The following is a 22,291-nucleotide window of genomic DNA, read 5'->3' as shown; positions in this document are numbered from 1 at the left end:
ACCTCATTGGGATGTGAGCAAAGGCGGGCGGCGCAGCAGGCCGTGCACCGGCCCGAACACCACGGACAGCAAGTAGCCGGCACCGGCAATCAGCACGATGGCCGGGCCGCTTGGCAGTGAGAAATGGAAGGACAGCAACAGGCCGAGCCACACCGAGAGGCAGCCGAGCAGGGCGGCGATGGCCATCAACACCGGCAGGCGTCGGCTCCAGAAGCGTGCGGCAGCGGCGGGCAGCATCATCAGGCCGACGACCATCAGCGCGCCGATTGCCTGAAAGCCGATCACCAGATTGAGCACCACCAGGGTCAGGAACACGCCGTGGGCGAGGGGACCCAGGCGGCTGACGGTTCGCAGGAACAGCGGGTCGAGGGTGTCCAGCAACAGCGGCTTGTAGATCAGCGCCAGGGTGATCAGGCTCAAGCCCGAGATCCACAACATGCCGGTCAGGGTCGGGCCATCGACCGCCAGGGCCGAGCCGAACAGCAGGTGCAGCAGGTCCAGGCGTTTCCCGGCGATGCCGAGAATCAGCACACCGGCGGCCAGGGAAATCGGGTAGATCGCCGCCAGGCTGGCGTCCTCGCGCAGGCCGGTGCGGCGGGTGACCCAGGCGGCGAGTCCAGCCATGCACAGGCCGGCACCGAGACCGCCCAGGGTCAATGCCGGCAGGCTCAAGCCCGCGTACCAGAACCCCAATGCCGCACCGGGCAGGATGCCGTGGGCGACGGCGTCACCGATCAGGCTCATGCGCCGCAGGATCAGGAACACGCCCAGCGGTGCAGTGGCGCATGCCAGCACCAGGCCGCCGAGCAACGCACGGCGCATGAACACGAACTCTTGGAAAGGCTGCCAGAGGTGGACGGCCGTGAGCATCAAGCCACCTGTGTGTGCGGTTGTTGGTGAATCAGCTCGGTGCTGGCGCCCAGGACGCAGCCGCTGCTTTTGATCAGCAGGGTGTGCGGGATGTGCTGACGCACAGCGGCGAGGTCATGACAGACCACCAGCAGGGTTCGACCTTGTGCGTGCCACTGATGCAGGTGTTGCCACAACAGCGCTTGCCCCAACTCATCGAGTGCGGCGTGGGGCTCATCGAGAAGCAGCAGCGGTGCATCGGCCAGGCTCAGGCGAGCGAGCAGGGCGCGTTGCAGTTCTCCGCCGGAGAGCGCCATCAAGGGGCGATGTTCCAACCCGGTCAGGCACCAGGCTTCCAGTGCGCTGGCCAGGCGTTGCCGTCGGACCTCAGCCGATTGTGTGCTGCCCCAGAAACCGGCGGCGACCAGCTCTTGCAGACTGATGGGAAATTGCCGATCGAGGTGTTGTTGCTGGGCCAGAAAGGACAGTGCGCCTTTGCGTGGAACATCGACCACCACCTTGCCAGCCAGCGGTTTTTGCAAGCCGGCGATGACTTTCAGCAGGCTGCTTTTGCCTGAGCCGTTGGCGCCGATCACGGCGGTGAAGCTGCCCTTGGGCAGTTCGAAACTCAACGCCGGCGTCAGCGGTTGCCCGGGCGCTCCCCAGCGCAATGCGTCGCAACGGATCATTCGGCCTCCCGGCGCCATCGGCTTTCGGCGACGGCGTCGTGGGCGTGCAGGCTTTCGGCGTGAACCACACGAACCTGCAAGGCGTTGATCCCGGGGCAACGCTGCAAGGCCAGGCTCAAGCGACGCGCAGCGTCTTCACAGAACATCAGGTTCTGCCCGTTGGCCAGGGCGAAGGCTTGTTCGTCGGCGCGCTTTACCGCTGTCTGCACGGCGGTGCCGAGGGCGGCTTCCGCGTCGTTGATCACCGCGAGCAACGGCAGCTCATCGACGAAGTCATCCAGCGTCAGCCGTAATTGCGCCTGACTGCGTTGGCTATGCGGCGTGGCCACGATGCCCTTAGTTGAGCCCAGCCAGGCGAGAACATCGGCGTGTTGCAGCGAGCGGTTGGCGAAGTCGTCGACGAATTGCTGCTGGATCAATTGCCGGGCCAACGCGGCGGAACAAGGACAGGTTGAGGAATAAGACACGTCGATTTTTAGTTCCACGTGGAACATTGCGTTTTTCAGCTGCGCTTCGATGCTCACCGGATAACGCTTCCAACCCGATAACGGGCTGATGAGTGCCGGCCTTTTCAGCAGCAAATCCGCGTCGATTTTCAGGTAGGCGTTGTTCGACAGGCCTTCATGAGAATCGAGGAAATGATGCAGGACTTGCCGGATCAATCGTGGCGTGAGGTTGTCCTGCTCAAGCATTTCCAGGGCGAGATACAGCCGCGACATGTGAATGCCGCGCGCCTCGCCATCGTCGAGGCTGACCCCGGCGTCGGCCTTCGCGCTCAGGCGTTGACCGTCAAACAAAACGGGCAGGGCAATGCCACACATGCCCACCCATTCAAGCGGCAGGGCTTGGCGTGAAGCCTGCGCGGCGATATCCGGCAGAGTCAGCGCATTCATCAGCAGGTCCATCGTGGTAATCGAAATCTAATGTTATGTTATTACATCAAATTCGACTACGTCTTTTTCACGAGCGCTTTTCACCATGCACAGACGTCACCTGCTCAACCTGATCCTGGCCAGCGCAGCCTTCGCTTTGCCCTTTAGCGCCCGCGCCACGCAAATTCGAAACGCGCGGATCTGGCAAACCGAGGGCAAGTTGCGCCTGGTGTTCGACCTGAGTGGGCCGGTGCACTACAAAACGTTTTCATTGAGCGCTCCCGAGCGATTGATCATTGATGTGAGCGATGCTGGCCTCAGCGGCGACTTCCATCAGTTGGCCCTCGGCAACACGGTGATTCGCTCGATCCGCTCCGGGCAGTTCGGCCAGGGCAATACGCGGGTAGTGCTCGACCTCAACAGCCCGGTGCAACTGGATAGCTTTCTGTTGCCGCCACAAGACGGTCAAGGTCATCGGCTGGTGCTCGACTTGAAGACCGCCAGGCCGGCGTCAATCGACCAGCCACACCCCAAGCGCGACATCATCGTGGTCGTCGACCCCGGTCATGGCGGCAAGGACCCGGGCGCCGTCGGCGCCAAGGGCGAGCGCGAGAAAGACGTGGTGCTGTCCATCGCGCAACTGCTGGCCAAGCGGCTGAAGCGCGAGAAGGGCTATGACGTGAAGCTGGTGCGCAACGACGATTTTTTCGTGCCGCTGCGCAAGCGGGTGGAGATCGCGCGCAAGCACAATGCCGACATGTTTATCTCGGTGCATGCCGATGCGGCGCCGCGCCTGACCGCGTCTGGTGCCTCCGTGTATTGCCTGTCCGAGGGAGGCGCAACCTCGGCCACCGCGCGTTTCATGGCGCAGCGTGAGAATGGCGCGGACCTGCTGGGGGCCACCAGCCTGCTCAACCTCAAGGACAAGGACCCCATGCTGGCCGGGGTGATTCTCGACATGTCGATGAACGCGACACTTGCCGCGAGTTTGCAGTTGGGCAGCACGGTGCTAGACAGCCTGGCCGGCATCACCACCTTGCATCAGAAGCGCGTGGAGCAGGCGGGGTTTGCGGTGCTCAAATCGCCCGATGTGCCGTCGATCCTGGTGGAAACCGGCTTCATCTCCAATGTTCGTGACAGCCAGCGGCTGGTCACCGCCAGGCACCAGCAGGCGGTCGCCGACGGTTTGTTCGATGGCCTACAGCGTTACTTTCAGAAGAATCCACCGCTCAATAGTTACGTTGCCTGGCAACAGGCACAGAAAAAAGCGCAGGCCTAACAACCGGCGATCCGGCTGCAGGTGAATTTGCCGCTGCTGCCACCCGAGCTGGAAAAGCGATTGATCGTGGTCCAGCCCACCCGGCGGTTGTAGCCGACCCAGGCTTCACCGTCGGAAGCGATGCCGGTGAAGAAGGTCAGTTGCCCATACCGGCTGTTGGTCTGCGCCCAGTAGCGTTTGCCCTCGCGCTCGAAGCCGCGCAGGTAAATCGTGCTACCGACCGTGTTGACGCTGTAGGCATTGCCCGCGCCATCCACGCAGGCCAGCAGATTGGCGCTGCGCGTGCAGCTGGCCAGGCTCGGGACCTGTGCCTGCGCAGCCCATGCCAGCGAAAGCGAAACGCTCATCAGGGTGAATTTCAAAACAGTGCGCATGGGATTTCTCGCGGTCCGGACGTGCTCAGCATCGTGCCCTTTGTCCTCTGCGACAAGAGGGGGCTGGTCTGATTGTATTGTTATACTGTAACGTAAAAATAAGCCCGACACTGCGACCGGGCATTCCTGTGAGGATTCCCTGATGTCCAATCGTCTCCCCGTCACTGTCCTGTCGGGCTTTCTCGGTGCCGGCAAAAGCACCCTGCTGAACTACGTCTTGCGTAACCGCGAAGACCTGCGAGTCGCGGTGATCGTCAACGATATGAGCGAAATCAACATTGATGGCAGCGAAGTCCAGCGTGATGTCACCCTGAACCGCGCCGAAGAAAAACTCGTGGAAATGAGCAACGGCTGCATCTGCTGCACGTTGCGCGAGGACCTGCTCCAGGAGGTCAGCCAACTGGCCCGGGAAGGGCGTTTCGATTACCTGCTGATCGAGTCCACTGGCATCGCCGAGCCGCTGCCGGTGGCCGAAACCTTCACTTTCCGCGATGAGCAGGGGCGCAGCCTGTCCGACGTGGCGCGGCTGGACACCCTGGTCACCGTGGTCGATGGCGTGAACTTCATGCTCGATTACCAGGCGGCCGAAACCCTTGCGTCCCGTGGCGAAACCCTGGGCGAGGAAGACGAACGGCTGATCACCGAGCTGCTGATCGAGCAGGTCGAATTCGCCGACGTGATCCTGATCAGCAAGATCGACCTGATCAGCAGCAGCGAACGCCAGGAACTGATGGCAATCCTCGAAAGGCTCAACCCGCAGGCCGAGATCCTGCCGATGGTCATGGGCGAAATTCCCCTGGCGAAAATCCTCGACACCGGGCGCTTCGACTTCGAAAAAGCCGCGCAAGCCCCAGGCTGGTTGAAGGAGATGCGCGGCGAACACGTGCCGGAAACCGAGGAATACGGCATCGCCTCCACGGCGTATCGGGCCCGCCGTCCGTTTCATCCCGAGCGCTTCTTCAGCTTCATCGACGGCCAATGGACCAACGGCAAATTGCTGCGCTCCAAGGGCTTTTTCTGGTTGGCCAGCAAGCCAATGGACGCTGGCAGCTGGTCCCAGGCGGGCGGCCTGATGCGTTATGGTTATGCCGGGCGCTGGTGGCGTTCGGTGCCCAAAGAGCAATGGCCGCAGGACGAAGAAAGCACCGCCGCGATCATGGCCAACTGGACCGCCGCCGTGGGTGACTGCCGGCAGGAGCTGGTGTTCATCGGGCAGAACATCGACTTTGCGCAACTCACTGCCGCACTGGACGATTGCCTGCTGACCGATGAGGAAATGGCGCTTGGGACCGAGGGCTGGCAAACCTGGCCCGACCCGTTCGGTCCGTGGTACGAGGAAGTGGCGGCCTGAGACTCAGGGTTTGAGCCACTTGCCCTGGCTCTGGGCCTCGCAGAACGGCTTCAGGTAGGCCGCATCGGTGGCCACGCCGTAATAGTGAATATCCTGCCGGTAAGGCATATTGGCAACTTGCGCGTCGCTGCACACGCCAAAAGCGCCGCTGGGGCAGTGGTCGACGTATTGCACGTCGACTTTCTGCCCGGCCAGGTTCGGCTGACAAAAGCCGTCGGCGAACAATTTTTCCGGGATGCTGCGATTCTCCTGGCAGACTTTCACGTCGAGCCGCTCAGCCGTGCTATGAACCACGCAAGCCTGGGCCAGTGCCTCGCTGCAAACGAGCGTGAGCAGTACCGTCCAGCCAATCAACCGCATCCTCTACCTCCTCAGAAATCCTCACCATGTTGCAGAACATTCCCACGCATGTCATCGCCGGCCCATTGGGGGCGGGCAAGACCAGCCTGATCCGCCACCTGCTGGCCCAGCGGCCGGCGCACGAGCGCTGGGCGGTGCTGATCAACGAGTTCGGGCAGATCGGCATCGACGCCGCGCTGCTGACCCGTGACGTCGATGGTATCGCACTGGGGGAAGTGGCCGGGGGCTGTTTGTGTTGCGTCAATGGCGCGCCGTTCCAGATCGGGCTCGGTCGGTTGCTGCGCAAGGCGCGGCCGGACCGCTTGTTCATCGAGCCTTCCGGGCTCGGTCATCCGGCACAGTTGCTCAAGCAGTTGGGGCAAGCTCCCTGGGTCGGCGTGCTGGCGGTCCAGCCCAGCGTGCTGGTGCTCGATGCCCAGGCCCTCGCCGACGGTAAACCGCTACCGCCTACGCAGCAGGAAGCCTTGAGTCATGCCGGTTTGCTGCTGTTGAACAAATCCGAACACCTCGACGAGCAGGCGCGCCGACGCGTCGCCGCGCAATTACCGGCGCAATCGTTGTACTGGACGCAGCAGGCCGGATTGCCGTTGAGTGAATTGCCGGGGCTCGAGGCGCGAGCGGTGGCGGGTGTGGATAACTTCGTCGCTCCCAGAAGCATGGCGCAGATGCCGGCGGTCTGGGTGGACCCATCGCAGGCGATTTGCCTGAGTCAGCAACAGGACGATGGCTGGAGTATCGGCTGGCGCTGGCATCCGAGCCAGACGTTCGATGCCGAGCGCATTGACCATTGGCTTGCGGGCCTTGCCTGGCGGCGGGCGAAGCTGGTTATCCACAGCCACGAGGGCTGGGTCTCGGCTAACGCCCTGGATAACTCGACGTTGCAGTGGCAGCCCAGCGAATGGCGTCAGGACTCGCGGCTCGAACTGATTTTCAGCGAGCCGCAGCCGGTGGATTCATTGCAATCAGCGCTGGACGATTGTCGATCCCGCTAAGGGCGCCATTTGGTGTGCTCCTGCCGCCATTGGCTAAGCTCAATCACTTCTGCACGGGGCTTGGCCACGTCGGCCACTGGCGGGGTGTCATCGAATGGCATCGGGTAGGGCGCCAGCTCGATCTGTGCGCTGTGGGCGCCGAACTGAGTGATGGTGCCGTTGTGGCGGGTTTCGCCGGTGACCGTGAACTCGAAGTTATACACACGGGCCAGGCGCCGCCGACCGCTGGCATCCTTGATGAACGCGATTTTTTTCAGCGCCACGTTGCCATCCAGCAGCTCGATCCCGAGCTTGGCGCAATGCTGCTTGACCCGCTCCAGCGCGCGTTCGCGCAAGCCATGGTTGTGCCATAGCCACGCGCCGGCGGTGGCGAGCAGCATCAGCACGAAAATGTTTCCAAGGGTCAGCATCAACGGGTGCTCCAACAAGAGGATGTCAGCTTAACTGCGTCGCCGGTCTGTCGTACAGGCTGCGTTTAGTCGCATACTGCGCGGCTCGAATTTCAATCGTTTGACGGAACTCACGGCATGAAACGTACGCCCCATCTGCTCGCCATCCAGTCCCACGTCGTGTTTGGCCACGCCGGCAACAGTGCGGCGGTTTTCCCGATGCAGCGGGTCGGGGTGAATGTCTGGCCGCTCAACACTGTGCAGTTCTCCAATCACACCCAGTACGGGCAGTGGACCGGTGAAGTGCTGTCGCCGCATCAGATTCCCGAGCTGGTGGAAGGCATTGCCGCGATTGGCGAGCTGGGCAATTGCGATGCCGTGCTGTCCGGCTACCTGGGCAGCGCGGCGCAGGGCCGGGCGATCCTCAAGGGGGTCGAGCAAATCAAGGCGATGAACCCCAAGGCACTGTATTTGTGCGACCCGGTGATGGGGCATCCGGAGAAGGGCTGCAGCGTGCCGGCGGAAGTCAGCGATTTCCTGCTGGAAGAAGCGGCCGCCGTGGCGGACTTCATGTGCCCCAATCAACTGGAGCTCGACAGCTTCTCCGGGCGCAAGCCGCAGTCGCTGTTCGACTGCCTGGCCATGGCGCGCGCGCTGCTGGCACGCGGTCCGAAAGCCGTGCTGGTCAAGCATCTGGCGTATCCCGGCAAACCGTCGGACGTGTTCGAGATGCTGCTGGTGACGGCCGAAGCGAGCTGGCACCTGCGTCGTCCGCTGCTGGCGTTTCCGCGTCAGCCGGTGGGCGTGGGTGACCTGACGTCCGGGTTGTTCCTGGCGCGGGTGTTGCTGGGTGACAGCCTGGTGGCCGCATTCGAGTTTGCCGCTTCGGCGGTGCATGAGGTGTTGCTCGAGACCCAGGCCTGCGCCAGCTACGAGCTGGAGCTGGTGCGTGCCCAGGACCGGATTGCGCATCCGCGGGTGCGGTTCGAGGCTACGGCGATCAGCCTCTGAGATTGGGGGGTAACCCATCGCGGGCAAGCCCGCTCCCACAGGTTTGGTGAACACCACAAAACCCTGTGGGAGCGAGCCTGCTCGCGATAGCTATCTAATGCCAGGCACAGGCCTCAGGCATCACCCTTGATTTCCTGATACCGCTTCTCCAGCTCCTGGCGAATCTGCCGGCGCTGCTGGGCCTGCATGAAGCGGCGCTTGCCTTCGCTGTCCTTGGGTTGCAGTGGCGGCACGGGGGCCGGTTTGCGGTTGTCGTCCACCGCCACCATGGTGAAGAAGCAACTGTTGGTGTGGCGCACCGAGCGCTCGCGGATGTTCTCGGTCACCACCTTGATGCCAACTTCCATCGACGTGTTGCCGGTGTAGTTGACCGAGGCCAGGAAGGTCACGAGCTCGCCGACATGCACCGGCTCGCGGAAAATCACCTGGTCCACCGACAAGGTCACCACGTAGCGGCCGGCGTAACGGCTGGCGCAGGCGTAGGCCACTTCGTCGAGGTACTTGAGCAAGGTGCCACCGTGGACATTGCCAGAGAAGTTGGCCATGTCAGGGGTCATCAGTACCGTCATCGACAGCTGGGCGTTTCCGGGTTCCATAGCATTCTCACGGGTCAAGGCTGGTTTCGGAAGGGTGCACCTCTACGGGTGCCTGAGCGGTTTTTCAAACCACCGTTATCGGGACGCCGGGCGGGTGTTCGCCGTCACGCCGAATCTATCTGTTTCCATATATTGCACCGCCATTCTGCCGGAAGTCGCGGTGTTACCCTGCAAAAGCCCGGTCCAAGGGCAATTCCTACGCAAAATGCGGATTATTTTCCTGCTCGGCCAGACCTTTCGCGCGTCTGGTGGTTGAGCAACGTCACCCAAGGAGCCCCACGCCATGCATGCCATCAGTTTTATTCAGGATCTGGCAGTGATCATGCTGGTCGCGGGCGTGGTGACCGTGTTGTTCCATCGGCTCAAGCAGCCGGTGGTATTGGGCTACATCGTCGCGGGTTTCATCATCGGCCCGCATACGCCACCGTTCGGCCTGATCCACGACGAAGAAACCATCAAGACCCTCGCCGAGCTCGGGGTGATCTTCCTGATGTTCTGCCTGGGCCTGGAGTTCAGCCTGCGCAAGCTGTTCAAAGTGGGCGCCACGGCGTTCATCGCGGCGTTCCTGGAAATCGTGCTGATGATCTGGATCGGCTACGAAATCGGCAGCTGGTTCGAATGGAACACCATGGATTCGCTGTTCCTCGGCGCCATCCTGGCGATTTCCTCGACCACCATCATCGTCAAGGCGCTCAACGACCTGAAGATGAAGAACGAGCGCTTTGCGCAGTTGATCTTCGGCGTGCTGATCGTCGAGGACATCCTCGGTATCGGCATCATCGCCCTGTTGTCGAGCATTGCGGTCAGCGGTACGGTCAGCTCCGGCGAGGTGTTCTCCACGGTCGGCAAGTTGTCGCTGTTCATGATCGTCGCCCTGGTGATCGGCATCCTGCTGGTGCCGCGACTGCTGGCCTACGTGGCGAAGTTCGAAAGCAACGAGATGCTGCTGATCACCGTGTTGGGCCTGTGCTTCGGCTTCTGCCTGCTGGTGGTCAAACTCGAGTACAGCATGGTGCTGGGCGCGTTCCTGATTGGCGCGATCATGGCCGAGTCGCGGCAATTGCTGAAGATCGAACGTCTGGTCGAACCGGTCCGCGACCTGTTCAGCGCAATCTTCTTCGTGGCCATCGGCTTGATGCTCGACCCGATGATCCTGCTGCAATATGCGTGGCCGATTGCGGTCATCACCGTGGCCGTGGTGCTCGGCAAGATGCTGTCCTGCGGCCTGGGCTCCTTTATCGCCGGCAATGACGGACGCACCTCGCTGCGGGTAGGGATGGGCCTTTCGCAGATCGGCGAATTCTCCTTCATCATCGCGGCGCTGGGCATGACCTTGCAGGTCACCAGCAACTTCCTCTACCCGGTGGCCGTCGCGGTGTCGGTCATCACCACGCTGCTGACGCCTTACCTGATCCGCGCGGCAGACCCGCTGTCGATCAAGCTGGCGGCGGTGATGCCGCAGCGCATGAGTCGCGTGCTGGGAATGTATGGCGAATGGCTGCGCAACATCCAGCCGCAAGGCGAGGGAGCGCTGCTGGCGTCGATGATCCGGCGGATTCTGTTGCAGGTGGGGGTCAACCTGGCGCTGGTGGTGGCGATCTTCTTCTCGGGTGCCTACTTCGCCACGCGCATCTCCACTTACCTGCAAGACTGGATCAATGACCCGAGCTGGCAGAAGGCGTTGATCTGGGGCGGGGCGTTGCTGCTGTCGCTGCCGTTCCTGATTGCCGCCTATCGCAAGCTCAAGGCGCTGTCGATGCTGCTGGCGGAGATGGGGGTGAAGCCGGAAATGGCCGGGCGCCACACGCAGCGAGTGCGTCGGGTGATCTCCGAGGTGATCCCGATTCTCTCGCTGTTGGTGATCTTCCTGCTGTTGTCGGCCTTGTCGGCCAGTATCCTGCCGACCAACAAGCTGCTGGTGCTGATTGCCGTGGTGGCCGCTGGTGTGGCCGCACTGCTGTGGCGCTGGTTCATCCGCGTGCACACGCGGATGCAGGTGGCGTTGCTCGATACCCTGGACAACCACAAGGACTCATCCGGGCATTGAGCCTGCGGGTAGCGGGGTGTCTCAGCTTTCCAGCCAGACGTCCCGCGCCCAGTGCCACACCGATTCCCAGGTCTCTTCGGTGACCAGTTCTTCTTCGGCGGACCACAGCACCACGGTGCCGTCTTCTTCAACGCAGTAGTAGTCGTCGCCGTCCTGGCAGATCGGGATCATGCTGCGATCGACGCCGGCGTCCCAGGCATTGGCCGCCACGTCAGGCAGGTAAGTGTGCGATTGCGGGTCGGTGACGGTCACCGGCTCCAGGCTGCCGTAGACCACGTCACTGACGGTGAGCAAGAACTCGCGGAAGACAAACGGGATGTCGATGAACAGCTGTTCCTCGATTTCCACCAACAGATCTTCGTCGGGCAACTCCAAGGGGACCGGAACCGGTTCGTTGGCTTCACGCAGTTGTTCGATGATTTCTTCCACGTCCGGGATCCTCTTGCTTGTATGGCGCGGTTTGTATGGGGCGGTTTATACAGTAGCTTGCTATGGATGTAACCGCGAAATAGAAAAACCCGGCCGAGGCCGGGTTTTTTATTAGACAGCGTTGCGTCACATCGAACGCAGGGCGGATCAGCCGTTCTGGCGGATACCGGCCACCAGCCAAGGCTGGTTTTCACCCTGGGCGCGTTCCATGTTCCAGCTTTCGCTGAACACTTCGCCCTGGTCGAAACGCGAGGTCTTCGACACGCCGCTGAAGGTCAGGGTGGCGATAGTCTTGTCGGCGCGGTCATCAACGCCTTCCAGTTGTACATTGAGGTTGTCGATGTAGGTGGACTGGAAGCCATCACCCAGGTCGGCACGCTCGCGCTTGAGGAACTCGAGCAGTTGCGGAGTCACGAACTCGGCAATCTTGTCCATTTCGTTGGCGTCCCAGTGTTGTTGCAGGGACTGGAAGTGGGTACGGGCGGCCTCGATGAAGCTGTGCTCGTTGAACCAGGCTGGCGCATTGATCACCGGGCGAGCGGCAACTGGCGCGGCCGAACCACCGAAGATCGAGCCCATGGATGGCTTCTGCTCGAACACTTCACGCTGCATCGGCGCGCCGGCTGGAGCCAGTTGCTCCTGCTGCTTGCGACGACGGGCGGCGAAGAAGCGGAAGGCCAGGAAGGCAATGACCGCCATGATCAGGATGTCGAAGAACTGCATGCCCTGGAAGCCGTCGCCCATGAACATGGACGCCAACAGGCCACCGGCGGCGATACCGGCCAGAGGGCCGAGCCAGCGAGAGGCACCGCCAGCCTTGGCGGCAGCGCCAGCGGCACCGGCCGCGCCCGCAGTGGCAGCAGCGCCACCTGCAGCAGAAGAAGGAGCCATTTGGCTGGTCTGGTGAGTCGGCGCGGCGCCGGAGCTCTTGCCGCCACCAAAGCGCTTGGCGTTGGCGTCGAGGCTCATCGTCAGGCCGATGCACAACGCCATGGCGATGCTAAGAAAACGTTTCATAAAGGGAATTCCCATTTGTGGATGGCACGCGTCGCCATGTTGCACAGCTGAAGGGTGACTGGCTAGCGGCAGATTGTTTCGGGCTTTTGCCTGACAGGTTGGGTTCAGCTCCAGTCAGCGCAATAAGGCCTGTTAACTTTGGTCAGTAGGATAGGTAGATAAGTTCTGTAGGAAGATGCCTCAGCGTCGTAACGCCAGCATCACCACACCCGCGGTGATCAGACCGATACCGCCCCATTGGCGCAGGTCGAGTTTCTCGTCCAGCAGCATCACGCCGAGCACGGCCACGAGGACCACGCTGAGCTTGTCCACCGGTGCGACCAGCGAGGCCGGACCGACTTTCAGCGCACGGAAGTAGCAGATCCACGAGGCGCCGGTCGCAAGCCCGGACAGCAGCAGGAACAGATAACTTCTCGGCGAGATCGAGCCCAAAGACTGATATTGGCCCGTGGCGTACAAAATCAAGGCCAGGCTGACCAGCACCACCACAGTACGCAGCAGCGTGGCGAAGTCCGAGTTGACGTTTTCCACGCCTATTTTCGCGAAAATGGCGGTCAACGCCGCGAAAGCAGCAGACAACAGCGCCCAGAACGTCCAGGAAGAAAAGAAACCCGAGCCCATGCTTGCTCCTTGTCATGACCGCCCGCTGCGCCACTGTAGGAGCGAGCTTGCTCGCGATTGCGGTGTACCAGCCACATCAGTATTGACTGATCCACGGCTATCGCGAGCAGGCTCGCTCCCACAAGGAAGCGCCAACGGTATCGTCAGATCGCTTCCAGCTTCGCATACCCCAGCATCAGCCACTTGCTGCCTTCGCTGAAGTTCACCTGCACCCGCGCCTGCGCGCCAGCGCCTTCGAAGTTGAGGATCACGCCGTCGCCGAACACCGAGTGGCGCACGGCCTGGCCCAGGGTGAAGCCGGTCTGCGGGATTTCGCTACCGCTGAACAGGCTGGATGTACTTTGCTGCTGGCCGCCACCGAATGGACGGCTGACACTGTTGGACAGCCGCACTTCCTGGACCAGCCCTTTCGGAACCTCGCGTACGAAGCGCGAGACCTTGTTGTAGGTCTCGCTGCCGTACAGGCGGCGGGTCTCCGCGTAGGTCATCACCAGGTTCTGCATGGCGCGGGTGATGCCGACGTAGGCCAGGCGCCGCTCTTCTTCCAGGCGGCCGGGTTCTTCCAGGCTCATCTTGTGCGGGAACAGGCCTTCTTCCATGCCCACCAGGAACACGTACGGGAACTCCAGGCCCTTGGCGCTGTGCAAGGTCATCAACTGGATGCTGTCTTCGTGCTCGTCGGCCTGGGTGTCCCCGGCCTCCAGCGATGCATGGCCGAGGAACGCCGCCAATGGCGTCAGGTCCTCGTCCTCTTCGGTGTTCTCGAAGTTGCGCGCGGCGCTGACCAGTTCCTCAAGGTTTTCCACCCGAGCCTGGCCTTTCTCGCCTTTTTCCGCTTCGTGGTAGGCGATCAGCCCGGACTGCTCGATGACCGTCTGGGTCATCAGGTGCAGCGGCATCTCGATGCACTTGGCAGCGAGGTTTTCGATCAGTTCCATGAACGCGCCCAGGGCGCCGGCAGCACGGCCCGTCACGCCTTTGTTGGCGATCAGCTGGCGCATCGCTTCCCACATGGATACATCGCTGTGGCGTGCGTGTTCGCGAATGGCCTCGACGGTTTTTTCGCCGATGCCGCGGGTCGGTACGTTGATCACCCGTTCCAGCGCGGCATCGTTGCCCCGGCCTTCCAGCAAGCGCAGGTAAGCCATGGCGTTCTTGATTTCAGCTCGTTCGAAGAAGCGCTGGCCGCCGTAGATGCGATATGGAATGCGCTCACGCAGCAAAGCTTCTTCCAAAACGCGCGATTGGGCGTTGGAGCGGTACAGAATCGCGATATCGCTGCGAGCCAGGCCGGTTTTCAGCGCGCTTTCGATGGTTTCCACCACGTAGCGTGCTTCGTCGTGCTCGTTGAAGGCCGCGTACAGGTTGATCGCTTCGCCATCGCCGCCGTCGGTCCACAGCTCCTTGCCCATGCGCCCGGTATTGTTGGCGATCAGGGCGTTGGCGGCCTTGAGGATACCGGCGGTGGAGCGGTAGTTCTGCTCCAGGCGGATGATCTCGGCGTCCGGGAAATCATCGGAGTACTGGTAGATGTTCTCGATTTTCGCGCCACGCCAGCCGTAGATCGACTGATCGTCGTCGCCGACCACCATCAGGCTGTCGCCACCCTTGGCCAGCAGACGCAACCAGGCGTACTGCACGGCGTTGGTGTCCTGGAACTCGTCCACCAGGATGTGGCGGAAGCGCTTCTGGTAATGCGCCAGCAGGCCTGGGTGATCGCGCCACAGGTCCAGGGCGCGCAGCAGCAGCTCGGAGAAGTCGATGACGCCCGCGCGCAGGCACGCGGCCTCGTAGGCTTCGTAGATGCTGCGCATGGTCGCCAGGAACAGATCGCCACTGGCTTGAATGTGTTGCGGGCGCAGACCTTCGTCTTTCTGCCCGTTGATGAACCACTGGGCCTGACGGGCCGGCCAGCGTTGTTCGTCCAGGCCCAGCTCGCGGATCACCCGCTTGACCAGGCGCTGCTGGTCGTCGCTGTCGAGAATCTGGAAGGTCTGGCTCAGGCCGGCTTCCTGCCAGTGCGCCCGCAGCAGGCGGTGCGCCAGGCCGTGGAAGGTGCCGACCCACATGCCGGCCGGGTTGATACCCATCAACTGCTCGATGCGGTGACGCATCTCGGCAGCGGCCTTGTTGGTGAAGGTCACCGACAGGATCGAGTGGGGCGAGGCGTTTTCGACCTGGATCAACCAGGCGATACGGTGCACCAGCACTCGGGTTTTACCGGAGCCAGCACCGGCCAGGACCAACTGACGACCCACGGGGGCGGCTACGGCCTGCCGTTGGGCATCGTTGAGGGAGTTCAGCAGAAGGGAGAGATCATCGCGCATCGGGGCATTCTAGGGGGCCGCGTCACACCGGGCAAACATCGCTTTGCTTTAGCCGATGAAAGAGGCGCGCAGGACGACCGGTCGGTCATCCGCTGCAGTCGTTGGCGGGGCTCGCTTGCAGGGTTCACGGGGGTCGAAGGGCTGAGGACTTTTGTCGAATTTATGATCTGGAGCAGTTTGGTAAGGTCATTGGCTTGTGTATGCTCCGTCCACGTTCGGGCTCAGCTCATCATTATAAGAACAAGAACATTGTCTATGACCCTCAGCTCCGACCTGTCGGGCCCTACTGTGGAGCCCCGGGTTATCCGCAAACAGTACGCCATGCAAATGGCGGTCGAGCGTACGCGCCTGCTGTACCAGGGCTCGCTGTTGCCGACCCTGTTCATGTTGATCAATGGCCTGGTCTGCGCCGGACTGCTCTGGAGTCCGCAGCGCTACTTCGTGATCACCGTCTGGCTGGTGTGGCTGCTGTCGCTGGTGGCGCTGCGGGTGATCCAGGTCGCGGCCTTCGATTCGGCGATTCCCAACCGCCAGGCCCATCCCGTCTGGCGTCGCATGTTCCTGCTCGGTTCGGCCATGACCGGCCTGACCCTGGCCGGTGCCGGCATCGCCCTGGTGCCCGCCGATAACTTCATCCAGCAGGCCTGGGTATTCGGTCTGATCGGCGCGGCGGCGCTCTCGGCCAGCGTGGCCTATGCCGTCAGCCTGCCGGCGTTCCTGTCCTTTACCTTGCCCTGCCTGTTGCCTGCGATCGGCTACCTGTTCTGGGGCGGGGACGAGCAGGGGCAGGGCTGGGGCTGGTTCGGGCTGATCCTGCTGGGTGCGCTGAGCGTGGTGGCCTGGCAGGTCAATCGGCTGATCGACGGCGGCTTGCTGCGGCGTTTCCAGAATCAGGCCCTGATCGAACATTTGCAGCAGGCGCAAACCCGCAGCGATCAGTTGAACCATGAGCTGGCCAAAGAGATCGAGCAGCGCCGCCGTGCCGAAGACGAGCTGCGTGAAATCCAGTCCGGGCTGGAGTCCCGCGTCGTCGAGCGCAGTCTCGAACTGGACGCCGCCAACCAGGCCCTGCGCAAAAGCGAAGCACGGCTGGCCCTGGCGTTGAAAGCCAGTGAGTTAGGGTTGTGGGACTGGAACCTGCAAACCGACGAAGTCCACCACACTCACGTCCAGGAGTTGTTCGGGCTCGATCCGGAGTTCGTCACGGCGATGCTCGGCCATCTCACTCCACGTTTGCATCCCGACGATCTGCCGGCGCTCAAGCGCGCATTGATCGAGCACTTGAAGGGGCGCAGCGAGGACTACCAGATCGAATACCGCGTGCGTCACGGCGCTGGCCACTGGGTCTGGATCGAGGACCGTGGCCGCGCGGTCGAGCGTACGGAGAGCGGCCGGGTGATCCGCATGGTCGGTACCCGCCGCGACATCACCGCCAGCAAAGGGCTGGAGGCGCAACAGCAATTGGCGGCTACGGTGTTTGAAGCCGCCAGTGAAGGCATCATGATTTTCGACCCGAACTACGCCCTCATTGCCGTCAACCAGGCTTTCAGCCAATTAACGGGCTATGACCTGGACGACATGATCGGGCGTAACGTCGTCGAACTGCCCTGCAGTCGGGACGCCCGCCGTCACTACGGGGCGATCCATCAGGCGCTGGAGCAACACGGCAGCTGGCAGGGCGAGCTGGTGGAAACGCGCAAGAACGGCGAGCTCTACCCACAATGGCTGCAATTGAACACCGTGCGCGATACACGGGGAAACATCAGTCATATCGTAGGCTTCTTCGCCGATCTGTCGGCGCGCCGCGAATCCGAAGAGCGCATGCGCTACCTGACCCACTACGACGAACTGACCGGGCTGGCCAACCGCTCGCTGTTCCGCGAACGCTTGCGCGAGGCCCATCAGCGGGTGCGCCAGGGTGGTCGCAGCCTGGCGCTTTTGCACATCAACCTGGACCGTTTCAAGCTGCTCAATGACAGCCTGGGCCATGAAGTTGCCGACCAGCTGTTGCAGAAAATGGCCCGGCGCCTGGTCAATGCGTTGCCGGAGGCGGACACCATCGCGCGGCTGTCCGGTGATGAATTCGCGGTGCTGTTCGACGCCTACGGCACGCTGTCGAGCCTGGCGCGGGTCGCGACGCGACTGTCGACCAAACTGCGCGTGCCGGTGACGGTCGATGGGCACGAGCTGGTGGTCAGCGCGTCCATGGGCATCAGCATGCTGCCGGACAACGCGCGGGAAATTTCCGCGCTGGTGAGCCAGTCGAACATGGCCATGCAGCACGCCAAGCACTTGGGCGGTAACAATTTCCAGTTCTACACCGACAGCCTGCAAGCCAGCACCCTTGAGCGCCTGCAACTGGAAAACCGCTTGCGCAAGGCCATCGAAGAAAAACAGCTGAGCGTGTTCTACCAACCCAAGTTGTGCCTCGCTACTGGCCGGCTGAATGCTGCTGAAGCGCTGGTGCGGTGGGACCATCCGATATTGGGCAATGTCCCGCCGGGAGACTTCATCGGCCTGGCCGAAGAAACCGGGCTGATCGGCCCCATCGGCGAATTCGTGCTGCGTCAGGCCTGCTGGCAGGCGTGCGAATGGCAACGCCAGGGCCTGGAGCCGATCCGGGTGTCGGTCAACCTGTCGGTGCACCAGCTGCGCCAGGGCAAGTTGGTCAGCCTGGTGCGTCAGGTGCTGGAAGAAACCGGCCTGGCGCCGCACTACCTGGAACTGGAACTCACTGAAAGCCACCTGCTGGACAGCGTCGAACACATCATCGCGACCTTCCAGCAACTGCGTGATCTGGGGGTCAAGCTGGCCATCGACGACTTCGGTACCGGCTATTCGTCGCTGAGCTACCTCAAGCGCATTCCGGTGGACTACGTGAAGATTGATCAGGCGTTCATTCGGGGCCTGGGGGAGGGCACGGTGGATGCGGCGATCACGCGGGCGATCATCGCTATGGCCCACGGCTTGTCGCTGAAGGTGGTGGCCGAAGGGGTGGAACTGGCTGAGCAGCTCGAATTTTTGCAGGGCGAGCGTTGTGATGAGGTGCAGGGCTACCTGATCAGCCGGCCTATCGAGGCGCAGGCGTTGGCCGTGCTGTTGCGAGCGCAGGGCGAATAGTCCCGCCATAACCGCTACATCTGGCCTTCCTTGCCAAAACCAAGCCGTCAGGCGCTATTTGGTTACGCATTTGAGCAGGCAGAAAGCCGATTCATGTAGTATAACTACAAGCTTGCTACATCTCCGGCACCTGCCCATAACAAAGAGTCCAGGCCCTTGAATCTGCTGCAACACATCGCCCAGTCACGTCACCTGTTACGCAAGTCGGAGCTCAAGGTCGCCGACCACGTGCTGCTTGACCCCGCGGCGGTGATGCACAGTTCCATGGCCGATCTGGCCCACAGCGTGGGCATCAGCGAGCCGACCATCGTGCGTTTCTGCCGGGCCATCGGCTGTTCCGGGTTCCAGGACCTCAAGCTCAAGCTGGCGCAGAGCCTGGCGGCGGGGGCGAGTTTTGGCCAGTTCGCCATCCATGAAGACGACTCGGTCGCTGACTACAGCCTGAAAATTTTCGACACCACCCTGCACACCCTGATGGAGGTTCGTGAGAAGCTCGATCCGGTGGAATTGCAGCGGGCGGTGTCGCTGATGTCCCAGGCCCAGCGCGTCGAGTTCTACGGCTTCGGGGCCTCGGGCGCGGTGGCGGCGGATGCCCAGCACAAGTTCTTCCGCCTGCTGCTGACGGCGGCTGCCTACTCCGACCCGCACATGCAGGCGATGTCGGCGGTGACGCTCAAGCCCAGCGACGTGGCGATCTGCATTTCCCAGTCGGGGCGCTCCAAGGACCTGTTGATCACGGCGAACCTGGTGCGCGAAAGCGGCGCCTCGCTGATCACCCTGTGCCCGAGCCAGACGCCGCTCGCCGAGCTGTCGACCGTCAACCTGGCCATCGACGTGCACGAAGACACCGAGATTTATACGCCTTTGACCTCGCGCATTGCCCACCTGGTGGTGATCGACGTGCTGGCGATGGGCGTGGCCATGGCGCGCGGGCCGAGCCTGGTCAACCACCTCAAGAGCGTCAAGCGCAGCCTGCGCAGCTTGCGCTTGTCGCCCAAGGCGGTGAAAGCGCTGGATGATTGATGACTGGCGTCATCGCAAGGTCGTATCGACCTTGATCGCGAGCAGGCTCGCTCCCACAATGGATCGGTGTTCACAAGGCAAGCTGTGGGAGCGAGCCTGCTCGCGATAAGGCCCTCCGGATCAACAACTTTCACGAGCCTGTAACCCACCCGCCGCCAAACCGTCATCCCCCGCGCCCATCCTGTAACTCCCGTACTCGCCTTGGGAGACTCGAAATGGCCCAGCCCTACGAAGAACGCAACAGCGCTGTCAGAACCCGTCGTCAACAGGAAGACCAGCGCCGCATGGAGTTTCGCCGCGCCATCGAAGATCGCTGCGAGCGCCGCCAGTTGATGGCCGAGATCGGTGACTTCCCGGAGCTGGAACTCAATTTCTGGCAGGCATCGCCCGCAGCTTCCCGTCGAAACGCTCAACCAGGCCACTGATCTGCACCCGTTCGCTGCGGATGAACGCAAGGAATGCGTGGGCCACCGGCGACAGCCGCTTGGCCTTGGCCTGGACCAGGCACCAACTGCGAAACAGCGGCAGCTCCTCGACCGGTAGCTCGACCAGGCCGCCGGTCGCCAATTCCAGGTTCAGGGCGTGGCGCGTCATCAGCGCGACGCCCAGACCCGCCAGTACACATTCACGCTGGGCTTCGGCCGACGAGACTTCCTGGGTCTGGTTGAAGTGCACGCGCTTCTCCTTGAAATACTCCTCGCACGCCATGCGCGTACCCGAGCCAGGCTCGCGCAGCAGCAGGGTGTAGGGTTCAAGGTCCTGCAAGCGCAGCGGGCCCATGTGGCACAAGGGATGATCGGGCGGCGCGACGGCCACGATCGGGTTGTTGAGGAAGGGCAGGAACTCCAGGCCCATGTCCTGCGGCACCATGGACATGATCACCAGGTCATCGCGGTTGTCGGAGAGGCGACGGATCACCTGGCCGCGGTTGACCACCGTCAGTTGCAGGTTGACCTCCGGGTGCTGGCGCTTGAACGCGGCAAACAGGTGCGGCACGAAATACTTGGCGCTGGATTCGATGGCCAGTTTCAGTTGGCCCTGCAACGAACCCTGCATGTCCGACAGCTGCATATCGAGGTTTTCCAGGCGGCCGAAAATGTCCCGGCTCGCCCGCTGAAGCGCTTCAGCGGCTTCGGTCATATAGAGCTTTTTGCCGACATAATCGAACAAAGGTTGACCAATCAGCTCTTCGAGCTGGCGAATCTGCAGGCTGACGGCGGGTTGCGTCAGCGACATTTCGTCGGCAGCGCGGCTGTAGGAGCGCAGATCACAGACTTCATTGAAAATCTGCAATTGACGCAATGTCATACGCATCAATGACTTACGCATTATTCGAACGCTCCCGCCGCAGGCTCATGGCATAACTATAAGTCTTTACTTATGCATGACCCAATTATTAATCATTTTTGTTAATCCATTGCGCGGGCTAGTGTGGAGCTGCGACCAAATTGAAACATTTGGTCACGCGTCGACCTGGTCTAGCAGGTCGTGGGTACCAGCGGCTCAAGGGAAACTCCAAGTGATAACAAAGATCCTGATCGCCAACCGTGGTGAGATTGCCGTACGAATCGTACGAGCCTGCGCCGAAATGGGCATCCGCTCGGTGGCGATTTTTTCCGATGCCGATCGCCACGCCCTGCATGTGAAGCGTGCGGACGAGGCCCACAGCATTGGTGCCGAGCCACTGGCCGGTTACCTGAACCCGCGCAAGCTGGTGAACCTGGCAGTGGAAACCGGCTGCGATGCCTTGCACCCAGGTTACGGTTTCCTCTCGGAAAACGCGGAACTGGCAGAAATTTGCGCCGAACGTGGGATCAAGTTCATCGGCCCGGCCGCAGAAGTCATCCGCCGCATGGGCGACAAGACCGAAGCGCGCCGCAGCATGATCAAGGCGGGCGTGCCCGTCACCCCAGGCACCGAAGGCAACGTCTCGGGCATCGAAGAAGCCCTGACCGAAGGTGACCGCATCGGCTACCCGGTGATGCTCAAGGCCACCTCCGGTGGTGGCGGCCGTGGTATCCGTCGCTGCAACAGCCGCGAAGAACTCGAACAGGCCTTCCCCCGGGTCATTTCCGAGGCCACCAAGGCATTCGGTTCGGCGGAAGTGTTTCTGGAAAAATGCATCGTAAACCCCAAACACATCGAAGCGCAGATTCTGGGCGACAGCTTCGGCAACGTGGTGCACCTGTTCGAGCGTGACTGCTCGATCCAGCGGCGCAACCAGAAGCTGATCGAAATCGCCCCGAGCCCGCAACTGACCCCGGAACAGCGCGCCTACATCGGCGACCTGTCGGTGCGTGCCGCCAAGGCCGTGGGCTACGAGAACGCCGGTACCGTGGAGTTCCTGCTCGCCGAAGGCGAGGTGTACTTCATGGAGATGAACACCCGGGTGCAGGTGGAACACACCATCACCGAGGAAATCACCGGCATCGATATCGTCCGTGAGCAGATTCGCATCGCCTCCGGCCTGCCGCTTTCGGTGAAACAGGAAGACATCCAGCACCGTGGCTTCGCGCTGCAGTTCCGGATCAACGCCGAAGACCCGAAAAACAACTTCCTGCCCAGTTTCGGCAAGATCACCCGCTACTACGCCCCCGGCGGCCCCGGCGTGCGGACCGACACGGCGATCTATACCGGCTACACCATTCCGCCGTTCTACGACTCCATGTGCCTGAAACTGGTGGTCTGGGCGCTGACCTGGGAAGAAGCCATGGACCGTGGCTTGCGCGCCCTCGACGACATGCGTCTGCAAGGGGTCAAGACCACCGCCGCGTATTACCAGGAAATCCTGCGCAACCCGGAATTCCGTAGCGGCCAGTTCAATACCAGCTTCGTGGAAAGCCACCCTGAACTGACCAACTACTCGATCAAGCGCAAACCCGAAGAGCTGGCCCTGGCCATCGCCGCCGCCATCGCCGCCCACGCAGGCCTGTGAGGAATAAAAC

The 22,291-nt window shown here is 62.1% G+C and carries 21 protein-coding genes; 9 read left to right on the top strand and 12 right to left on the bottom strand.

Annotated elements, in window-relative coordinates; genetic code table 11:
* Positions 1 to 3: 3 nt before the first annotated feature.
* The 3 genes from ABVN20_RS13710 to folE2 are packed head-to-tail and all read right to left on the bottom strand — an operon-like array spanning position 4 to position 2,431.
* Entirely contained in the window at positions 4 to 870 is an 867-nt protein-coding gene (locus ABVN20_RS13710; protein WP_368556245.1) for a metal ABC transporter permease, read from the bottom strand.
* Entirely contained in the window at positions 870 to 1,538 is a 669-nt protein-coding gene (locus ABVN20_RS13705; protein WP_368556244.1) for a metal ABC transporter ATP-binding protein, read from the bottom strand. The genes ABVN20_RS13710 and ABVN20_RS13705 overlap by 1 nt, the downstream gene beginning before the upstream one ends.
* On the bottom strand, positions 1,535 to 2,431 hold the full coding sequence (gene folE2 / locus ABVN20_RS13700) for a GTP cyclohydrolase FolE2 (RefSeq protein WP_368556243.1): 897 nt from the start codon (positions 2,429 to 2,431) through the stop codon (positions 1,535 to 1,537). The genes ABVN20_RS13705 and folE2 overlap by 4 nt, the downstream gene beginning before the upstream one ends.
* Before the next feature lie 85 nt (positions 2,432 to 2,516).
* On the opposite strand from folE2, the gene ABVN20_RS13695 reads away from it, so the two are divergent.
* Positions 2,517 to 3,689, top strand: a complete 1,173-nt coding sequence (locus ABVN20_RS13695; RefSeq protein ID WP_368556241.1) for an N-acetylmuramoyl-L-alanine amidase — start codon at positions 2,517 to 2,519, stop codon at positions 3,687 to 3,689.
* Here the strand turns inward: ABVN20_RS13695 and ABVN20_RS13690 are convergent.
* Entirely contained in the window at positions 3,686 to 4,063 is a 378-nt protein-coding gene (locus ABVN20_RS13690) for a glutamine synthetase (protein ID WP_368556240.1), read from the bottom strand. The two genes, ABVN20_RS13695 and ABVN20_RS13690, sit on opposite strands and share 4 nt — an antisense overlap.
* Before the next feature lie 142 nt (positions 4,064 to 4,205).
* On the opposite strand from ABVN20_RS13690, the gene zigA reads away from it, so the two are divergent.
* Entirely contained in the window at positions 4,206 to 5,414 is a 1,209-nt protein-coding gene (gene zigA, locus ABVN20_RS13685) for a zinc metallochaperone GTPase ZigA (protein WP_368556238.1), read from the top strand.
* Between the two features lie 3 nt (positions 5,415 to 5,417).
* Here zigA and ABVN20_RS13680 read toward each other — a convergent pair whose 3' ends face one another.
* Positions 5,418 to 5,774: an NADH:ubiquinone oxidoreductase gene (locus ABVN20_RS13680; RefSeq protein WP_368556237.1), complete on the bottom strand. Its 357-nt coding sequence runs from the start codon at positions 5,772 to 5,774 to the stop codon at positions 5,418 to 5,420.
* A gap of 26 nt (positions 5,775 to 5,800) precedes the next feature.
* On the opposite strand from ABVN20_RS13680, the gene ABVN20_RS13675 reads away from it, so the two are divergent.
* Positions 5,801 to 6,766 carry a GTP-binding protein gene (locus ABVN20_RS13675; protein ID WP_368556236.1) on the top strand — a complete coding sequence of 322 codons (966 nt, stop codon included), beginning with the start codon at positions 5,801 to 5,803 and terminating at the stop codon, positions 6,764 to 6,766.
* Here ABVN20_RS13675 and ABVN20_RS13670 read toward each other — a convergent pair.
* On the bottom strand, positions 6,763 to 7,176 hold the full coding sequence (locus tag ABVN20_RS13670) for a DUF3301 domain-containing protein (protein WP_368556235.1): 414 nt from the start codon (positions 7,174 to 7,176) through the stop codon (positions 6,763 to 6,765). The two genes, ABVN20_RS13675 and ABVN20_RS13670, sit on opposite strands and share 4 nt — an antisense overlap.
* A 117-nt stretch (positions 7,177 to 7,293) precedes the next feature.
* On the opposite strand from ABVN20_RS13670, the gene pdxY reads away from it, so the two are divergent.
* The gene (gene pdxY, locus ABVN20_RS13665; protein ID WP_368556233.1) at positions 7,294 to 8,166 is read left to right on the top strand and encodes a pyridoxal kinase PdxY; all 873 of its coding nucleotides are present in this window, start codon (positions 7,294 to 7,296) and stop codon (positions 8,164 to 8,166) included.
* A gap of 113 nt (positions 8,167 to 8,279) precedes the next feature.
* Here the strand turns inward: pdxY and ABVN20_RS13660 are convergent, their stop codons facing one another.
* Positions 8,280 to 8,762: an acyl-CoA thioesterase gene (locus ABVN20_RS13660; RefSeq protein WP_368556231.1), complete on the bottom strand. Its 483-nt coding sequence runs from the start codon at positions 8,760 to 8,762 to the stop codon at positions 8,280 to 8,282.
* 283 nt (positions 8,763 to 9,045) lie between these two features.
* Between ABVN20_RS13660 and ABVN20_RS13655 the strand changes: the two genes are divergently transcribed.
* Positions 9,046 to 10,809 (top strand): cation:proton antiporter, encoded by a 1,764-nt coding sequence (locus ABVN20_RS13655; protein ID WP_368556230.1) that lies wholly within the window; start codon positions 9,046 to 9,048, stop codon positions 10,807 to 10,809.
* Positions 10,810 to 10,830: 21 nt separating this feature from the next.
* Here ABVN20_RS13655 and ABVN20_RS13650 read toward each other — a convergent pair whose 3' ends face one another.
* From ABVN20_RS13650 to uvrD, 4 genes are all read right to left on the bottom strand, one after another.
* Positions 10,831 to 11,238 carry an SMI1/KNR4 family protein gene (locus tag ABVN20_RS13650; RefSeq protein WP_217973077.1) on the bottom strand — a complete coding sequence of 136 codons (408 nt, stop codon included), beginning with the start codon at positions 11,236 to 11,238 and terminating at the stop codon, positions 10,831 to 10,833.
* A 147-nt stretch (positions 11,239 to 11,385) separates the two neighbouring features.
* Positions 11,386 to 12,255 carry a Tim44 domain-containing protein gene (locus ABVN20_RS13645; RefSeq protein ID WP_368556228.1) on the bottom strand — a complete coding sequence of 290 codons (870 nt, stop codon included), beginning with the start codon at positions 12,253 to 12,255 and terminating at the stop codon, positions 11,386 to 11,388.
* A 180-nt stretch (positions 12,256 to 12,435) separates the two neighbouring features.
* A complete protein-coding gene (locus tag ABVN20_RS13640) occupies positions 12,436 to 12,876 on the bottom strand; it encodes an EamA family transporter (protein WP_368556227.1) in 441 nt (146 codons plus the stop codon).
* Positions 12,877 to 13,019: 143 nt separating this feature from the next.
* Positions 13,020 to 15,203 (bottom strand): DNA helicase II, encoded by a 2,184-nt coding sequence (gene uvrD / locus ABVN20_RS13635; protein ID WP_368556226.1) that lies wholly within the window; start codon positions 15,201 to 15,203, stop codon positions 13,020 to 13,022.
* Between the two features lie 255 nt (positions 15,204 to 15,458).
* Between uvrD and ABVN20_RS13630 the strand changes: the two genes are divergently transcribed.
* The 3 genes from ABVN20_RS13630 (at position 15,459) to ABVN20_RS13620 (ending at position 19,771) form a co-directional block, all read left to right on the top strand.
* Positions 15,459 to 18,323, top strand: coding sequence for an EAL domain-containing protein (locus tag ABVN20_RS13630; protein WP_368556225.1), 2,865 nt, complete (start codon positions 15,459 to 15,461; stop codon positions 18,321 to 18,323).
* Positions 18,324 to 18,479: 156 nt separating this feature from the next.
* Positions 18,480 to 19,346 carry a transcriptional regulator HexR gene (gene hexR / locus ABVN20_RS13625; RefSeq protein ID WP_192307191.1) on the top strand — a complete coding sequence of 289 codons (867 nt, stop codon included), beginning with the start codon at positions 18,480 to 18,482 and terminating at the stop codon, positions 19,344 to 19,346.
* A gap of 215 nt (positions 19,347 to 19,561) precedes the next feature.
* Positions 19,562 to 19,771: a PA3496 family putative envelope integrity protein gene (locus tag ABVN20_RS13620; protein WP_368556224.1), complete on the top strand. Its 210-nt coding sequence runs from the start codon at positions 19,562 to 19,564 to the stop codon at positions 19,769 to 19,771.
* On the opposite strand, the gene ABVN20_RS13615 is transcribed toward ABVN20_RS13620, so the two are convergent.
* On the bottom strand, positions 19,713 to 20,675 hold the full coding sequence (locus tag ABVN20_RS13615; RefSeq protein WP_368556223.1) for a LysR family transcriptional regulator: 963 nt from the start codon (positions 20,673 to 20,675) through the stop codon (positions 19,713 to 19,715). The two genes, ABVN20_RS13620 and ABVN20_RS13615, sit on opposite strands and share 59 nt — an antisense overlap.
* A gap of 190 nt (positions 20,676 to 20,865) precedes the next feature.
* On the opposite strand from ABVN20_RS13615, the gene ABVN20_RS13610 reads away from it, so the two are divergent.
* Complete coding sequence (locus ABVN20_RS13610; RefSeq protein WP_368556221.1) at positions 20,866 to 22,281, top strand: acetyl-CoA carboxylase biotin carboxylase subunit; 1,416 nt, start codon at positions 20,866 to 20,868, stop codon at positions 22,279 to 22,281.
* The last annotated feature ends 10 nt before the right edge of the window (positions 22,282 to 22,291 follow it).

It is taken from the genome of Pseudomonas sp. MYb118 (genome assembly GCF_040947875.1).
Classification (GTDB): Bacteria; Pseudomonadota; Gammaproteobacteria; order Pseudomonadales; family Pseudomonadaceae; genus Aquipseudomonas.
The sequence above is the reverse complement of the archived record's forward strand: the minus strand, read 5'-3'. Positions and strand labels throughout refer to the sequence as shown.

Bases quoted from the DNA above. Each gene is read 5' to 3' on its own strand.
- ABVN20_RS13710 (WP_368556245.1), bottom strand. From the start codon at position 870: ATGCTCACGGCCGTCCACCTCTGGCAGCCTTTCCAAGAGTTCGTGTTC.
- ABVN20_RS13705 (WP_368556244.1), bottom strand. From the start codon at position 1,538: ATGATCCGTTGCGACGCATTGCGCTGGGGAGCGCCCGGGCAACCGCTG.
- folE2 (WP_368556243.1), bottom strand. From the start codon at position 2,431: ATGAATGCGCTGACTCTGCCGGATATCGCCGCGCAGGCTTCACGCCAA.
- ABVN20_RS13695 (WP_368556241.1), top strand. From the start codon at position 2,517: ATGCACAGACGTCACCTGCTCAACCTGATCCTGGCCAGCGCAGCCTTC.
- ABVN20_RS13690 (WP_368556240.1), bottom strand. From the start codon at position 4,063: ATGCGCACTGTTTTGAAATTCACCCTGATGAGCGTTTCGCTTTCGCTG.
- zigA (WP_368556238.1), top strand. From the start codon at position 4,206: ATGTCCAATCGTCTCCCCGTCACTGTCCTGTCGGGCTTTCTCGGTGCC.
- ABVN20_RS13680 (WP_368556237.1), bottom strand. From the start codon at position 5,774: ATGCGGTTGATTGGCTGGACGGTACTGCTCACGCTCGTTTGCAGCGAG.
- ABVN20_RS13675 (WP_368556236.1), top strand. From the start codon at position 5,801: ATGTTGCAGAACATTCCCACGCATGTCATCGCCGGCCCATTGGGGGCG.
- ABVN20_RS13670 (WP_368556235.1), bottom strand. From the start codon at position 7,176: ATGCTGACCCTTGGAAACATTTTCGTGCTGATGCTGCTCGCCACCGCC.
- pdxY (WP_368556233.1), top strand. From the start codon at position 7,294: ATGAAACGTACGCCCCATCTGCTCGCCATCCAGTCCCACGTCGTGTTT.
- ABVN20_RS13660 (WP_368556231.1), bottom strand. From the start codon at position 8,762: ATGGAACCCGGAAACGCCCAGCTGTCGATGACGGTACTGATGACCCCT.
- ABVN20_RS13655 (WP_368556230.1), top strand. From the start codon at position 9,046: ATGCATGCCATCAGTTTTATTCAGGATCTGGCAGTGATCATGCTGGTC.
- ABVN20_RS13645 (WP_368556228.1), bottom strand. From the start codon at position 12,255: ATGAAACGTTTTCTTAGCATCGCCATGGCGTTGTGCATCGGCCTGACG.
- ABVN20_RS13640 (WP_368556227.1), bottom strand. From the start codon at position 12,876: ATGGGCTCGGGTTTCTTTTCTTCCTGGACGTTCTGGGCGCTGTTGTCT.
- uvrD (WP_368556226.1), bottom strand. From the start codon at position 15,203: ATGCGCGATGATCTCTCCCTTCTGCTGAACTCCCTCAACGATGCCCAA.
- ABVN20_RS13630 (WP_368556225.1), top strand. From the start codon at position 15,459: ATGACCCTCAGCTCCGACCTGTCGGGCCCTACTGTGGAGCCCCGGGTT.
- ABVN20_RS13620 (WP_368556224.1), top strand. From the start codon at position 19,562: ATGGCCCAGCCCTACGAAGAACGCAACAGCGCTGTCAGAACCCGTCGT.
- ABVN20_RS13615 (WP_368556223.1), bottom strand. From the start codon at position 20,675: ATGCGTAAGTCATTGATGCGTATGACATTGCGTCAATTGCAGATTTTC.